This is a genomic window from Sphingomonas sp. GW822-FHT03G08 (assembly GCF_058801135.1).
This window is the reverse complement of the sequence record NZ_JBXAMZ010000001.1, coordinates 2,280,119-2,295,445: the sequence shown is the minus strand read 5'-3', so window position 1 is coordinate 2,295,445 and position 15,327 is coordinate 2,280,119. Positions and strand designations below refer to the sequence as shown.

Here is a 15,327-nt window from a genome sequence, read left to right as displayed (position 1 = left end):
TCAGTCGTCCATGGGCTCCAGCGCGGCGGCGAAGATGCGGGTGAGGCGCTTTTCGAAGCGTGCATCCTCTTCGGGGCTGCATTCAAGCGTGTCGATGGAGAGCATGTTGTGCATGATGCCCATGCCCATCAGCACCGCAAGCGCCATCGCCGCGCGCATCTCGGTATCCTGGCCGACCAGTTCCTGGGAAACCGGGTCGAGGATATCAGCCTGTACCGCGTCGTGGATGATCTGCCCCGCCTTGGGCGAGCCGATCGAGTGGAGCAGGATCAGGATGCGCTCGATATGGATGTCGCGCTCACCCGGTGGCGTGTCGCCCTTCTCGAGAAAGAGATCGGCGAAATGCTGGGCGAGCGTCTCCCGCGTCGCCCCGTCCATGATGTCCTTCTCGTCATCATCGCGCAGCGTCTCGCGGAACAGCGCTTCCTTGCTGCCGAAATAGCGGCTGACCAATGCGGGATCGACGCCGGCATCGCCCGCGATCTCGCGCAGGCCGACATTCTCGTAATTCTCGCGTGCGAAATGCTTCCGGGCCGAGGCGAGAATTGCCTGGCGCGTCGCAACGGCATTGCGATGCCGCGACGGAACCGGTGGGATCATGGACAGTTTCCCTAACATGGCGGTGAGCATAGTCAACCGCTGTGGACATATGTCATCACTCGTTGACAAGTTCCCTGAACCCGCTTAGCGGGACCAAATCGGAAGTCGTTCGTTTCGAGCAACGACACCGCGGAGGATGTCCGGCCAGAGGCACGGATTTAGGGATCGAAAATGCACTCGAAGAACCGTCAGCTGCTCATCCCGGCTCTTGCAGCCGCGCTTGTCCTTTCCGGCTGCGGTGGAGGCGGTGCGCAGCCGCCCCAGCAGGGTGCGCCGCCCGTGACCGTTGCCGCCCCGCTGGTGCGCGACGTCGTCGACTGGGACGAGTTCGTCGGCCGCTTCGAGGCGATCCAGAGCGTCGAAGTGCGTCCGCGCGCCACGGGCTATCTGCAGGGCATCTGGTTCAAGGATGGCCAGTATGTCCGCAAGGGCCAGCTGCTCTTCACCATCGATCCGCGTCCGGCCCAGGCCGCCGTCGCCCAAGCTGCGGCGCAGGTCGCCCAGGCAAAGGCGACGCTCGCCAACGCGCAGACCGAATATGCCCGCTCGGAAGCGCTGGTCGCGCAGCGCGCCGCCAGCCAGGAAGAGCTGGAGCAGCGCCGCGCCGCGTTGCGCTCGGGTAGCGCGCAGGTCGCCGCAGCCGAGGCCAATCTCCGCGCCCGCCAGCTCGATCTCGGCTTCACCCGGGTCGTTGCGCCGATCAGCGGCCGCATCTCGGAGCGCAAGGTCGACGTCGGCAACACGGTCGCGACCGACCAGACTGTGCTGACCACGATCGTTTCGGTCGATCCGGTGCATTTCGTGTTCCAGGGCTCGGAAGCGCTGCTGCTCAAGTACCAGCGCGACGGGTCGGGCACCCAGAACGGCACCCCGATCAAGGTCAAGCTCTCGGACGAGAGCGACTATACCCATAACGGCACGATCGACTTCGTCGACAACGCGCTCGATGCTGGTGCCGGCACGATCCGCGCCCGTGCGGTCATCGCCAATCCCGGCGGCTTCCTGAAGGCCGGCATGTTCGGCTCGGCCCGCCTCGAGGCATCCAAGCCCTATCCGGCGATGCTGGTGCCCGACACGGCGATCATGGCCGATGCGGCCCGCCAGATCGTGTTCGTTGTCGACAAGACCAACACGGTGACGGCGCGTCCGGTGCAGACCGGCCCGCTCCAGGGCAGCCTGCGCGTGATCCGCTCGGGCCTGAACAAGGACGACCGGGTCGTGATCGACGGTGCCCAGCGCGCCCGTCCGGGCGTGAAGGTCACGCCGCAGCCGGGCCAGGTCAAGGAAGCGGCGCCGGCCGCCAAGGGCCCCAACGACGCGCCTGACTACGCCGCCCAGCCCGCGAACAAGCGCTGAGGAACGGGTCGATGAGTGACAACCAGGCCACAACGGCCGCCCAGTCCGCGCCGCCGGTCGAGCATCGCGGCTTCTCGAGCTTCTTCATCGAGCGGCCGATCTTCGCGGCCGTGATCTCGGTGTTCATCACCCTGATCGGCGCCTTCTGCTATCCGCTGCTGCCGCTGTCGCAGTATCCGGAGATCGCCCCGCCGACGATCTCGGTCCAGGCCGCCTATGCCGGCGCCTCGCCGGAGATCATCGCCGAGACGGTCGCCGCGCCGCTGGAGCAGGAGATCAACGGCGTCGAGGGCATGCTCTACATGAGCTCGTCCTCCACCCAGGGCGCGGGCCAGATCACCGTCACCTTCAAGCCCGGCACCGATCTCGATGCCGCGCAGGTGCTGGTGCAGAACCGCGTCAACCTCGCGCTGCCGCGCCTGCCCGAGCAGGTCCGCCAGATCGGCGTGACGGTGAACAAGCAGGAATCGGGCTTCCTGATGATCGTGGCGCTGACGTCGCCCGACAACAGCCTCGATGTCGATTACATGGGCAACTACGCCAACACGGTGATCCGTGACCGGCTGCTGCGCCTCGAAGGCGTCGGCTCGGTGCAGATCTTCGGCGGCGGCAACTACTCGATGCGTGTCTGGATCGATCCGGACAAGGCGGCCGCGCGCAACCTGACCTCCACGGAGATCATCGCCGCGTTGCAGGCGCAGAACGTCCAGACCGCGGGCGGTGCGCTCGGCTCGTCGCCCTCGGGCAAGGACAAGCCTTCGTTCGAAGTGCCGGTCGATGTGCAGGGCCGTCTCGCCAGCGTCGAGCAGTTCTCGAACATCGTCATCAAGTCCGATCCCTCGGGCGCCGCGCTCACCAAGCTGGGCGACGTCGCGCGGGTCGAGCTGGGCAGCCAGGATTATTCGATCCAGGGCTCGTTCGGCGGCAAGCGCGGCATCGCGCTCGCCATCGTCCAGCAGCCGGGCGCCAACTCGCTCAACGCAGCCGAGCTCGTGCTGAAGGAAATGGACGTCCTCAAGAAGGACTTCCCGGCCGGCCTGCAGTACAGCATCCCCTACAACCCGACCGAATATGTCTCGGCCTCGGTGGAAGCCGTGCAGCACACGCTGTTCGAAGCGGTCGTCCTCGTCGTCGTCGTGGTGCTGATTTTCCTCCAGACCTGGCGCGCTGCGGTGATCCCGATCGTCGCCATCCCGATCGCGCTAGTCGGCACCTTCGCGGTGCAGCTCGCGCTCGGCTTCTCGATCAACTCGCTTTCGTTGTTCGCGCTCGTGCTCGCCGTGGGCATCGTGGTCGACGACGCGATCGTCGTGGTCGAGGCGGTGGAAAAGCATATCCGCGAGGGCAAGAACCCGCGCGAGGCCGCGCACCTGACGATGCGCGAAGTGTCCGGCGCGCTGGTCGCGATCGGCCTGGTGCTCGTCTCGGTGTTCATCCCGACCGCGATGGTCGGCGGCATTCCCGGCATCTTCTACCGCCAGTTCGCGGTGACGATCGCCGCTGCCTCGGCGATCTCGCTGCTCGTCTCGCTTACCCTGTCGCCGGCCCTCGCAGCCCTGCTGCTCAAACCGCACGAGCATATGGATGCGAACAAGGGTCCGCGCTGGATGCGCCCGATCAAGATCGGCGCCGAGAAGTTCAACCAGGGCTTTGACTGGCTGTCGGATCGCTATGGGCATGTGACCAGCCGCCTGATCCGCATGGGCCTGATCATGATGATCATCTATGCGGGTCTGCTCGCGCTGACCGGCTGGCGCCTGACCGCCACGCCGACCGGCTTCATCCCCGAGCAGGATCAGGGCTTCCTGATCGGCGTCGTCCAGCTGCCGCCGGGCTCGTCGCTCGACCGCACCAGCGAAGTCGTCGCCAAGGCCTATGACATCGCCGCCAAGACCGATGGCGTGATCGACGGCGCGGCGTTCGCCGGCCTTGACGGCGCGAGTTTCAGCCAGGCGTCGAACGCGGGCGTGATCTTCATCAAGCTCAAGGACTGGTCCGAGCGCGGCAAGAAGCAGAGCGCGGAAGCGCTGGCCGGCCAGCTCACCGGCGCGATCGCCGGGCAGATCAGCGGCGCCAACATCTTCATGATCGCACCGCCCGCGGTGCAGGGCCTCGGCAACGGTTCGGGCTTCGTGATGATGATCGAGGACAAGTCGGCCAATGGCGGCTGGCGCGGGCTCGAGGGCGCGACCGGCGCGATGATGGGCGCCGCGATGCAGGAGCATAAGGTCAGCCAGGTCTTCTCGCTGTTCAACACCGCGACGCCGAAGATCCGTGCCGATGTCGACCGCGACAAGGCGCAACTGCTCGGCGTGCAGCCCAGCCAGGTGTTCGACGCGATCGGCACCTATATCGGTTCGACCTATGTCAACGACTTCAACCTGCTCGGCCGCACCTTCCGCGTGACCGCGCAGGCGGAGCCGAACGCCCGCGACCAGATGGACGATATCGGCCGTCTCCAGGTCCGGTCGTCGAGCGGGCAGATGGTGCCGGTCTCCGCAGTGGCGAACCTGGTGCGCGATTCCGGATCGTCGCGCGTGGTGCGCTACAACCTGCTCCCCGCAGTCGAACTGCAGGGCCAGGCGGCGCCGGGCGTCTCCTCGGGCGATGCGCTCGCTGCGATGGAAGCGATGGCGACCAAGGTGTTGCCGCAGGGCTATGGCTATGAATGGACCGGCCTTGCCTATCAGCAGAAGGCGGCGGGCAGTTCCTCGGCGCTGATCTTCGTCCTCGCCGTGGTGTTCGTGTTCCTCGTGCTGGCAGCCCAGTATGAAGCGCTCACGCTGCCGCTTGCGGTGATCCTGATCGTGCCGATGTGTATCCTCGCGGCATTGCTCGGCGTGAACCTGCGCGGGATGGACAACAACATCCTCACCCAGGTCGGTCTCGTCGTGCTCATCGCGCTGGCCGCGAAGAACGCGATCCTGATCGTCGAGTTCGCCAAGCAGGGCGAGGAAGAGGGCATGAACCGGTTCGATGCGGCGATCCATGCGGCCCGTTCGCGTCTTCGCCCGATCCTGATGACTTCGTTCGCCTTCATCTTCGGCGTGATCCCGCTGGCGATCGCCAGCGGCCCGGGCCAGGAAATGCGCCAGTCGCTCGGCACCGCGGTGGTGTTCGGCATGGTCGGCGTGACCATCTTCGGCCTGGTCTTCACGCCGATCTTCTATGTGCTGATGCGCAAATGGGGCGGTGGCCGGGTGAGCGAGCAAGCCCCGCCGGAGCCGACCCAGACGCCTGCACCCGCGACGGGAGAAGCCCAATGAAGCGGACCCTCATCCTGACCGCCGCCGGCCTGTCCCTGGCCGGTTGCGCGGTCGGCCCCAACTATGTCTCGCCCGCGCCCAAGGCGCCGGCACAGGGCGAGCTCAGCCAGGCGAACGCGCCGGGCTTCATGCCCGACGAGCCGCCGGCCGACTGGTGGAAGCTCTACGACACGCCGGTGATCGACCGGCTGGTCGGCGAGGCGCTGGCGGCCAACACCGATCTGCGCGTCGCCGCGGCGAACCTGCGCCAGGCCCGCGCCGTGCTGCGCGAGACCCGGTCCCAGATCCTGCCCAGCACCACGGTCAACTCGCAGGCGACGCATGCCCGCACCCCGGGCGCGGCGATGGGTATCCCCAACGCCTCGTTCGAGGGCGAGACCTACACCGTGGGCCTCGACGCGAGCTATCAGGTCGATCTGTTCGGCAAGATCGCGCGCGGCATCGAGGCCGGACGGGCGGATGTCGCTGCCAGCCAGGCCGCCTATGACCTCGCCCGCGTCACCGTCGTCGCCGAGACGATCCGCGCCTATTCGGATGCCTGCGCCGCAGGCCAGCAGCTCAAGGTCGCCTCGCAGACGCTCAAGCTGCAGGAAGACACGTTCGACCTGACCCGCCGGCTCGAGGCCGGTGGCCGCGGCACCGGGCTGGAGACAGCCCAGGGCGGCGCGCTGCTCGAGCAGACCCGCGCAACCGTCCCGGTGTTCGAAGCGCAGCGCAAGGCGGCGCTGTTCCGCCTCGCCACGCTCACCGGCAAGCCGCCGGCAGAGGCTCCGGCCGACGTCGCAGGTTGCGAGACGGTTCCCGTCGTGAAGCAGGCAATCCCGGTCGGCAACGGCGCGACCCTGCTCGCCCGCCGTGCCGATGTCCGCGCCGCCGAACGCCGCCTGGCCTCGGCCACCGCGCAGATCGGTGTCGCCACCGCGGACCTCTATCCGAACATCTCGATCGGCGGCTCGATCGGCTCGACCGCGCTCGATCCGAAGGACCTGTTCAAGAGCTCGTCGTTCCGGTTCAGCGTCGGCCCGCTGCTCTCGTTCAGCTTCCCGAACATGACCGTGGCTCGTGCCCGCATCGCCCAGGCCAAGGCCGGGGCGGACGCTGCGCTCGCCACGTTCGACGGCACCTGGCTCACGGCATTGCGCGATACCGAGACGGCGCTCGCTGCCTATGTCGCGCAGGGCCAGCGGGTCGAGGCGCTGCGCCGCGGCCGTGACCAGAGCGGCGAAGCGGCGCGCATCGCGCGCCTGCGCTACCGTGCCGGTGCCGAGCCGTTTCAGACCGTGCTGGATGCCGAGCGTTCGCTCGCTTCGAACGAGCTGAGCCTCGCACAGGCCGAATCGGACTTCTCCGATGCGACCGTGACCCTGTTCCTCGCGCTTGGCGGGGGGTGGCAGCAGTCTCCCCAGGGCTGAACCTGCCAACCCCCGCCCCCGCGCCCCGCGTGCCTCATGGCGCGCGGGGACGCGGCTGGTTCAACGGCATGCGTGCCGCGAACACTCCCTACTACCCGAAAGTGTAGCTGGACACAGCCTGCTTGGCCGTGACCAAAATGCCCGCGCGCGAAGGCCCGCCGCGGCCCGTTTTCGTGCCCGTAGCGCATCCTGCCCGACCAATAATGCAATGTGGCCTGACCATTCTATTGACACTTGTCGCCGTATCGGCCTTATTGGCCTGACACCGGTGGCCAGCCTGTCTGGCAAAACAAGCCGGGAAACAGATGGGGAGGGAGAGTCATGCGAAGGACTGCTCTATTTGCCGGCTCGGCGCTCTGCGCCGTCCTGATGGCTACGCCTGCGCTCGCGCAGAACATTGACAGCAGCAACCAGAACACAGCGCCGCAGGCCGAGGAGCCGACGCCGACCGACCAGATCGTGGTCACCGGTTTCCGTCGCGCCTATGCCGATGCGCTCAACATCAAGCGCGAATCCGATCAGATCACCGATTCGATCTCGTCCGATGGCCTTGGCCGCTTCCCGGACCTGAACGTCGGCGAAGCGGTGCAGCGCATCCCGGGTGTGCAGATCAACCGCGAGGCGGATTCGCGCAACGCGACGATCTCGCTGCGCGGCCTGCCGGGCTCGTTCGCGCGCACCACGCTGAACGGCGGCGGCTTCGCCGATCCGATCCTGGGCAGCGCAACCAACACCTCGTCCACGCCGCTCGGCGCGTTCAATTCGGACATCTTCACCGCGATCACCGTGATCAAGTCGCCCTCGGCGGCGAACCTGGCCGGCGGCCTCTCGGGCAATGTGGATCTGCGCATCGCCCCGGCGCTCGGCCGCAAGCAGGGCGGCTGGGCCAAGGCGTCTTACGAGTATAACGATCTCGGCGACCTCGGCAGCCCGGCGCTCTCCGCCGGCTACAATGCGCACATCACCGACAATTTCGCGGTGTTCGGCGTCGTCGCCTACAAGGACGAGAAGTTCCGCCGCGACTCCATCTCGGTCAACACCTGGGCTAATCGCCTCGGTGCGATCCAGGTCGGCAACCAGCAGGCGGCGGCCACCAACCCGACCTACCAGGCGCTGATCGCCCAATATCCGGGCGGTGTCTATTATCCGAGCCAGGTCCGCCAGTTCGTCCGCATGAACCAGGGACATCTGCTCACCGGCGCCGCGGGCTATGAGTGGCAGGCGACCGACAAGATCAAGTTCGGCGCGACGGGCTTCTATACCGAGCGCAATCTCGACAAGGGCCTGAACCACCTCCTCTACATCGACACTTCGGCGGGCAACAACACCAACACCGCGCTCGCGGCGACTTCAGCCGTGGCGCATTTCACCAGCCTCGGCACGCCCTATGTCGTCCAGACCTCGAGCGGTCCGCGCGCCTATATCAACCAGTTCTCGGCCGAGAATCTGCAGACCTATGACTCGATCCGCTCCGAGCCGGCCAAGCAGAAGACCTGGGCGATCAACCCGACGATCGAATTCAAGGACGATCAGTGGCGGGTGACCGCGCAGGGTACGATCTCGCGCGCCCAGGTGCTTGCCAACCAGATCGAGCTCGACATCATTCAGAACCCGTACCGCAATCTCGGTACCGCCGGGCTGAACGGCATCACCGCTTCGATCTTCACCGGCGGCGCCAGCCTGCAGGATGCCAAGTTCATCCTGAACACGCCCAATGCCTCGCACATCCCGACCGGCGGCTATCCGCTGCCCTCGGCGGCGAACCAGGCCACCCAGGCCGGTGCGCAGATGCCGGGCGCGACGGCGGGCACCCAGGGCGATCGCTTCGGCGTCACCGGCACCAACGGTCAGTCGTGGAATGCGCTCGACGCGATCCAGCTCGATTTCGAGCGCAGCTTCGAAGGCAGCTTCCTGTCGAGTGTGCAGGCGGGCCTGCGCTACGAGCGCAACGAATATACCTCGATCGGCTCGCGCAACACCTCGCTCGGCGCCAACACCGGGAACGTTACCCCGGCGATGTCGGTGGTGAACCCCTATGTGTCCGATTTCTTCGGTGGCACCGCGGGAGGCTATACCCAGAACTGGCGCGACCTGAACATCAACCAGGTGCTCGGCGCGGTCACCCCGGTGAACACCGGCCCGCGCACCACCGCCAATCCCAACGGCCTGCCCGGCCAGTTCGTCTATGGCAGCGGCGGCGTGTTCCTCACTCCCTATGGGCTGGTGAACAACTATTGGGACGCCAATTACTGGAACAATAACTTCACCAACTCGAAGAAGGTGATGTCGGCCTATCTCATGGGCAAGTTCGATACCGACATCTTCGGTATCCATGTCCGCGGCAATGCCGGCGTCCGCTACGAGACCACGGACCAGCGGATCGACGCGCTCGATTGCCGCAACTGCGCCAGCGCGCTCTCGACGCTGGCCGGGCCGGTCAACCACAGCATGTCGAACCGGACCTACAAGGATCATTACGACTATTGGCTGCCCTCGGCGATGTTCGCGGCGGACCTCGCCAAGAACCTCGTCCTGCGCGGCGCCTACTACAAGACCTATGTCCGCCCGCAGCCGCGCGACACCGTGCCGATCTCCTTCGTCCAGGTGCCCGAAGTGCTCACTCCGGCGGTCGATCCGGTCTACACGGTCACGATCGGCGCGACGAGCATCAAGCCCTACACCTCCAACTCGTTCGACCTGTCGCTCGAATGGTATAACCGGCCCGGCGGCGCCTTCGCGGTCGCGGTCTACCAGAAGAACGTCAACGGCTATATTGGCCCGATCACCGACCAGAACGTGCTCTGCCCGTCGGACGGCCGCATCAACGGCGTCGACTACGGGCTGGGCAACCTCAGCATCGTCGGTCCGAACTGTGTGAGCTCGAACCAGTTCATTGGCGCCGGCGGCGCGCTGGTCAACGCGATCGTCCGGGCGAGCGGTCTGACCAACCAGAACCCGATGCGGGTGCGCGGCGTCGAGGTCTCGATCCAGCAGAACCTCGATTTCCTGCCGGGCTTCCTCAAGTATCTCGGCGGCGCGGCGAACTACACCTATACCCAGATCGACGGGAAGGACACGGCGGGCAACCCGATCACGCTGCCCAGCGTCGCCAAGCACAACATCAACCTGATCGGCTATTACGAGACCAAGCTGTTCGGCCTGCGCATGGTCTTCAACCATCGCGGCAAGTACGATCTGGCCGCCGGCAACAGCTTCGTCGGCGATGCCCGCACTGTGAAGGCGCGCAGCCAGCTCGATGCTTCGGCCTCGCTCAACATAAGCAAGAACTTCTCGCTCTCGCTCGATGCGTTCAACCTCACCAACGCGACCCGCTCGGAATATGAGAACGACCCGATGCTGCCGCGCCGCATCGACTATGACGGCCGCACTTACACGCTGACGGTGCGCACCAACTTCTAGCCTCCCTGCATGCGGAGCGGCTATGCGTGCAGCCGCTCCGCCCCCTTTTCGGTGAGACCCGCCCGATGAAGTTGCTTCTCTCCAGCGCCGTCGCCCTGCTGGCGTTCGGCGCCGTTCCCGCATTCGCGCAGGACAATGCGATCCTCGGCCCGGGTTTTGCCAAGGGCATTCCGGCGACCGATCCGGTGGCGCGCCAGATCCTCGCCCGAGCCAGTGCCGCGCTCGATCGGCCGCCCGGTGCGATCCCCCAGCTCCACACCGAAGGGACGCTCCCCGGCAAGGGCATCCGCGAGATCAGCCTCAAGGCCAAGCAGGACCAGCCGATCGTGATCGCGCTGGCGCTTGCCTGGCGGCTGACCGGCGACAGGCGCTATCTCGACCAGACCGCACGCTATCTCGAGAATTGGGCGGATATCTACCAGATGTCGTTCAACCCGATCGACGAGACCGGATTCGACACGCTGATCCTCGCCACCGACCTGACCGAGGACGACCTGTCGCCCGTGCTCAAGGCAAAGCTCGATGCGTTCTGGCGCAAGATGGCCAAGGGCTATCTCGACGCGATGGACGGCACGGTGAAGAATTCCCACACCAACTGGCAGAGCCACCGTATCAAGCTGGCGACGATGGCGGCGTTCGAGGTCGGTGACGCACAGCTGATCGATCGTGCCCGCGCGGCCTTCCGTAAGCAGGTCACCGGCAATATCCGCCCCGACGGTTCGGTATTCGACTTCTACGAGCGCGATGCGCTCCATTATGTCACCTACAATCTCGATCCGATGCTGATGGCCGCGCTGTCGGCACAGGTGCACGACCAGGATTGGTACGCGTGGCAGAGTCCCACGGGATCGAGCCTCGCCGGCGCACTCAAATGGCTCGAGCCCTATGCGCTCGGCGAGAAGAGCCATATCGAGTTCGCCAATTCGCAGATCGCCTTCGATCGCGAGCGCGCGGCAGCGGGGCAGAAGGAATATGCCCCGCACCCCTGGGACCCGGGCAACGCGGTGAACACCTATGCGCTCGCCGCAGCCATCACCGGCATTCCCTATCGCGATTTCGCCGCGAAGCTGGCCGAGCGCACCGGCAAGAAGCCGATCGACTGGGTGACGCTGATCGGGCGCTAGGGCGAAAGTTCGACGTGGACGGACTGGAACCTGCCCGCCCAGGAGACGCACTGGCCACCGGCCTTGGCGGCGTCGGCGCAGGTCTCGTTCATGACCTTCTGCACGAGCGCTTCGGAAAAGCGCATGCTCGCGTCGAAGGTTAGCGAGCGATCGTCGGCGGCGGGCGTCAGCTTCACGGTGACATTGTCGAGGCGCTTGTTGCGCAGTGCGACCGCAAGCGCCTGACTCTGCGCCGGGCTGTCGGTGTCGATCTTCAGCTTGAGTTCCACGGTCCGGGCTTCCGCCGGCGGGACCTTGGCGCCGAAAAGCGTGCGCTGAAGTTCCGCCTGCGAGGTGGCGCTCCTGGCGATGAACCGGGAGAAGTCCGGGATGCTGATCGAGCGCAGCATCGTCCAGTCCTGGGCGGTGGCTTCACCCAGCGTGGCTTTCGGAAACTGGAACTTCGCGGCGAGCGCGGCATGATCGCCGTTGAAATAGAAGCGGATCAGGTCCCGGCCCGAGGTGAACGCAACGGAATCCTTGGCCATGAACGCGGTGTTCGCCTTCAGATATTTGAACAGTGCATCCATGTCCTCCTTGGGACTGTTGCGGGGGTCCCCCGGATTGGCGCGGCGGATCGTCACGACGTTCAGCGGTTGCGGCGCGATAGGCGCGGACTTCCTGAAATCGTCGGTGATGTAGACGATGAGGTCGCCCGCTCCCGGTTCGGTGATCCAGGCAGGCCGCATGCTGAGCTCGGGCGTCGTCGAATGTGCGGATGCCGGAGCGAACTGCAGCGGCATCACGAGCGCGCAAGCGGCCACAATCGATCCAAGACGCACGACAGTCCTCCCCCGAACCGCGCAATGGCGCGACTATCCCATCGGTGTCGGCATCCAGGCATCTTGCGTCAAGCCCCGCGGAGATGCCGGGCTTGCGGTCCTTCATACCGCCAGGGATAAGACTCGGGCGAGCCTTTGGAGGATGAGAGGATGATTGGACTTGCCTTGATCGCTGCCGTCCTGCCTCCGACTTTGGCGGATCTCCCTAGCGCTGATACGCGCAGCCCCTTCATATGCTGGGTCACCGATGTCGTTACCTCGGAGAACGGCGTCCGGATCTATTTCAACCGGAAAGGCGGCCCGGGTTTCGTCTCCACGCCGAATGGGGGCTTCAGGCCGGACGCGGCGCCGGCCGATCCGGCGCGGCCCGAGGAAGCTGGGGTAGAGGCTCGCCTGGGCGACAAGCTCTTCCCCCAGAACTCGCCGGAAGACGGTTGCTCCCTCGAAATAGTCCGGCGGAACGGGCGGATCGGCGTCCGGGCCATGGCGTATTTCCATCCCGTGGGCCTGCCGGCGCAGAAGAAAACCGAGTTCATCCCCGCACACGACTGAAGGGGTGCACGGAACCGGAAGCCCCGCTCGCTGGTATCTCCTGCATGGAACCGCAGCAGGAATCTCCGCCGCTCACGCCCCGCCGCAAGCGCGGCTTCGTGCTTGTCGTCGCGATCATCCTCGCGCTGGTCGTGCTGATCTTCGTCGGCATGAACCTCGGCCATTACAAGCAGGCCAAGGAAGGCGAGCCCGTCGGCAGCTCAGCGAACGTTGCCGGCCCGGACAATCGCTAGCGGGTCCGTAGCACCGGCATTGATTGCTTCCGTTCCCCGGCCTTCGCCGGGGAGCAGTTTGGGCAGGGGGTGTTCCGTACGATGTTGCAAATCCGATAACCGCCGCCAGCGTTCAGGCCGCCAGCGCTTCCCCAACCAGCCGGAAGAAGGCCTGGCTACCCTGCTGGCGCGCAACGTCCCATTCGGGATGCCACTGCACCGCCAGCACCTGCCCGCCATTGGGGCGCGCGGAGAAGCCCTCGACCAGCCCGTCCTCGGGCGACAGCGCTTCGATCGTCAACCCGCTCCCCAGCCGGTCGATCCCCTGGCGGTGCACCGAATTGACCGCGAGCCGGTCCGCGCCGGTGGCGCCGGCAAGCACGCCGTCCCGGGTCAGCGTCACGTCATGGCCGTGGGTGAACAGGCACTCGAAGCTGCGCTCCTCACCTTCGAGATGATGCCCGTCCAGGTCGCCACGCAGCGTGCCGCCGAACAGCACGTTGAGCTCCTGCAGCCCGCGGCAGATGCCGAACACCGGCCGCCCGGCGTCGATCATCGCGCCGCTCAGCGCCAGCGCCACTTCGTCGCGCTGCTCGTCGAGCGGGGTCTGGTCCAAGCCGCTGTCGCTGTAGCGATGCCCGGCGACGTTCGATCGCGAGCCGGTGAGCAGCAACCCGTCAAGCTTGCGGGCGAGCGAACGCGCGTCCACCGTGTCGGGCAGCGCAGGTACCAGCAGAACGGTCGCGTCGGAAAGCTGGGCGAGCGGCGCGATGAAGCGGCTCGCCACGGTCTGGATCGGCCGTTCCGAAAACTCGTTGCAGCAAAGGACTCCGATCAGGGGTTTCATGCGCCATGCTCCGCCAGCCGCGCGCCGATGCTGTCGGCTTCCGCCGAATCCAGTCGGATCGCGCCGGGCTGCACGACAAGGCTATGCGGCGGGACATCGTCGAGCAACCAGACATTGCCGCCGATCTTGCTGCCGCGCCCGATGGTGACCCGGCCCAGGATCGTCGCCCCGGCATAGACGATCACGTCATCCTCCAGGATCGGATGCCGGGCGAAGCGGCTGCGCGGCCCCGCCGGCGCCAGCCCCAGCGGACTGCGCCCGCCCAGCGTGACATGTTGGAACAGCCGCACGTTGCGCCCGATGATCGCGGTCTCGCCGATCACCACGCCGGTGCCATGGTCGATGAAGAAGCTCTGCCCGATCGTCGCGCCCGGATGGATGTCGATGCCGGTGCGGGCATTGGCCAGCTCGGAGATGATCCGCGCGACGATCGCTGCGCCCAGTTCGTGCAGTTCGTGCGCGATCCGGTGATAGCGGATCGCCAACGCCCCGGGATAGCTCACCAGGATCTCGTCGACGCTGCGCGCGGCGGGATCGCCGACGAACGCCGCCTCCACGTCCGCATCGATCGCCGCGCGGATGTCGGAGAGGGTCGCGGAGAACAGGCGGACTATCGCTTCCGGCTGGTCGGGATCGAAGGGCTGGTCGGCCTCGCGCTGCCAATAGTCGAACTCGGCGGCGATTTCCTCGCGCAGCAGCGCAAAGGCTTGGGCGAGTTGCTCGGCGACGAAGTCGTCCTCGCGCGCCGGGCCGCCGCGAAAGCCACCGAGCCGGGCGGGGAACAGCGCGGCCGAGAGATGCTCGATCGCCTCGGCCAGTGCCGTGGGCGAGGGGAAGCGTGTGACGGCATGGCGCCCGGCCTGGCGTTCCCGCCAGGCCGAGCGTGCCGCATTGAGCGCGGAGACCGCCTGGGCGATCTCGCCCGTGAACGGCGACAGGGCAGGAGCCGTCACGGTCTCGTTCACGGCGCGGGCACCGGCTGCGCGACGGTGCGCAGATACGGGGTGTGCTCGGTCCAGCCCTGCGGGAACAGCGCGCGCGCTTCTTCCTCGCCCACCGCGGGAACGATGATCACATCCTCGCCCTGCTTCCAGTCGGCCGGGGTCGCCACCTTGTGGCTGTCGGTCAGCTGCAGGCTGTCGATCGTGCGCAATATCTCGTCGAAGTTGCGCCCGGTCGAGGCGGGGTAGGTAAGGGTGAGCCGCACGCGCTTCTGCGGGTCGATCACGAACACCGTGCGCACCGTGTTCGTGTCCGAGGCATTGGGATGGATCAGCCCGAGCAGCTCCGAGATGCGCCGGTCGACATCGGCGAGCAGCGGGAAGTTGAGCGCCGCGCCTTGCGTGCGGGCAATGTCGTTCGCCCAGTCGAGATGGCGGTCCACCGGATCCACCGACAGGCCGATCACCTTCACCCCGCGCTTGTCGAATTCGGGCTTCAGTCGCGCGACCGTGCCCAGCTCGGTGGTGCACACCGGGGTGAAATCCTTGGGGTGCGAGAACAGCACCACCCAGTCCCTGCCGGCCCAGTCGTAGAAGTTGAGCGTGCCGAAGGTCGATTCCTGGGTGAAGTCGGGGACGGTATCAAAAAGCTTGAGCGACATGGGTTAGCCTCGCGCGGTGAGTCTCAGGCCGGTTACGAGGGGCTAGAATATCCCACTGAATTAGTAGGTGAATAAACAAATGCTTCATCAGGGGCATGCCGAAACTAGGCTGTG

General features: G+C 66.3%; 12 protein-coding genes. 7 read left to right on the top strand and 5 right to left on the bottom strand.

Translation table 11 applies throughout. The features are described from left to right. Positions 1 to 600: a TetR/AcrR family transcriptional regulator gene (locus AC1RJ5_RS10455; RefSeq protein ID WP_269573946.1), complete on the bottom strand. Its 600-nt coding sequence runs from the start codon at positions 598 to 600 to the stop codon at positions 1 to 3. Between the two features lie 171 nt (positions 601 to 771). On the opposite strand from AC1RJ5_RS10455, the gene AC1RJ5_RS10450 reads away from it, so the two are divergent. The 5 genes from AC1RJ5_RS10450 to AC1RJ5_RS10430 all read left to right on the top strand — a co-directional run bounded on the left by AC1RJ5_RS10450 (position 772) and on the right by AC1RJ5_RS10430 (position 11,178). After that, positions 772 to 1,956, top strand: a complete 1,185-nt coding sequence (locus AC1RJ5_RS10450; RefSeq protein ID WP_342250201.1) for an efflux RND transporter periplasmic adaptor subunit — start codon at positions 772 to 774, stop codon at positions 1,954 to 1,956. 11 nt (positions 1,957 to 1,967) lie between these two features. Then, positions 1,968 to 5,222, top strand: coding sequence for an efflux RND transporter permease subunit (locus AC1RJ5_RS10445; protein WP_342250200.1), 3,255 nt, complete (start codon positions 1,968 to 1,970; stop codon positions 5,220 to 5,222). Beyond that, a complete protein-coding gene (locus AC1RJ5_RS10440; RefSeq protein WP_493113190.1) occupies positions 5,219 to 6,634 on the top strand; it encodes an efflux transporter outer membrane subunit in 1,416 nt (471 codons plus the stop codon). The genes AC1RJ5_RS10445 and AC1RJ5_RS10440 overlap by 4 nt, the downstream gene beginning before the upstream one ends. A 321-nt stretch (positions 6,635 to 6,955) precedes the next feature. Next, positions 6,956 to 10,054, top strand: coding sequence for a TonB-dependent receptor (locus tag AC1RJ5_RS10435; RefSeq protein ID WP_493113188.1), 3,099 nt, complete (start codon positions 6,956 to 6,958; stop codon positions 10,052 to 10,054). Positions 10,055 to 10,119: 65 nt separating this feature from the next. Further along, complete coding sequence (locus AC1RJ5_RS10430) at positions 10,120 to 11,178, top strand: alginate lyase family protein (protein ID WP_493113186.1); 1,059 nt, start codon at positions 10,120 to 10,122, stop codon at positions 11,176 to 11,178. On the opposite strand, the gene AC1RJ5_RS10425 is transcribed toward AC1RJ5_RS10430, so the two are convergent. Continuing rightward, positions 11,175 to 11,960, bottom strand: a complete 786-nt coding sequence (locus AC1RJ5_RS10425) for a hypothetical protein (RefSeq protein WP_493113184.1) — start codon at positions 11,958 to 11,960, stop codon at positions 11,175 to 11,177. The two genes, AC1RJ5_RS10430 and AC1RJ5_RS10425, sit on opposite strands and share 4 nt — an antisense overlap. A 189-nt stretch (positions 11,961 to 12,149) precedes the next feature. Here AC1RJ5_RS10425 and AC1RJ5_RS10420 point away from each other — a divergent pair, with 189 nt between their 5' ends. Then, a complete protein-coding gene (locus AC1RJ5_RS10420; RefSeq protein WP_269573953.1) occupies positions 12,150 to 12,551 on the top strand; it encodes a hypothetical protein in 402 nt (133 codons plus the stop codon). A 44-nt stretch (positions 12,552 to 12,595) separates the two neighbouring features. Next, entirely contained in the window at positions 12,596 to 12,784 is a 189-nt protein-coding gene (locus AC1RJ5_RS10415; protein WP_269573954.1) for a hypothetical protein, read from the top strand. A 112-nt stretch (positions 12,785 to 12,896) separates the two neighbouring features. Here the strand turns inward: AC1RJ5_RS10415 and AC1RJ5_RS10410 are convergent, their stop codons facing one another. From AC1RJ5_RS10410 to AC1RJ5_RS10400, 3 genes are read right to left on the bottom strand one after another with little or no spacing between them, the layout of a single operon-like run. Next, positions 12,897 to 13,610: a gamma-glutamyl-gamma-aminobutyrate hydrolase family protein gene (locus tag AC1RJ5_RS10410; protein WP_493113181.1), complete on the bottom strand. Its 714-nt coding sequence runs from the start codon at positions 13,608 to 13,610 to the stop codon at positions 12,897 to 12,899. Continuing rightward, positions 13,607 to 14,563 carry a serine O-acetyltransferase EpsC gene (epsC, locus tag AC1RJ5_RS10405; protein ID WP_493113179.1) on the bottom strand — a complete coding sequence of 319 codons (957 nt, stop codon included), beginning with the start codon at positions 14,561 to 14,563 and terminating at the stop codon, positions 13,607 to 13,609. Before epsC ends, AC1RJ5_RS10410 begins: the two co-directional genes overlap by 4 nt. Before the next feature lie 8 nt (positions 14,564 to 14,571). Beyond that, on the bottom strand, positions 14,572 to 15,213 hold the full coding sequence (locus AC1RJ5_RS10400; RefSeq protein WP_493113177.1) for a peroxiredoxin: 642 nt from the start codon (positions 15,211 to 15,213) through the stop codon (positions 14,572 to 14,574). Between the last annotated feature and the right edge of the window lie 114 nt (positions 15,214 to 15,327).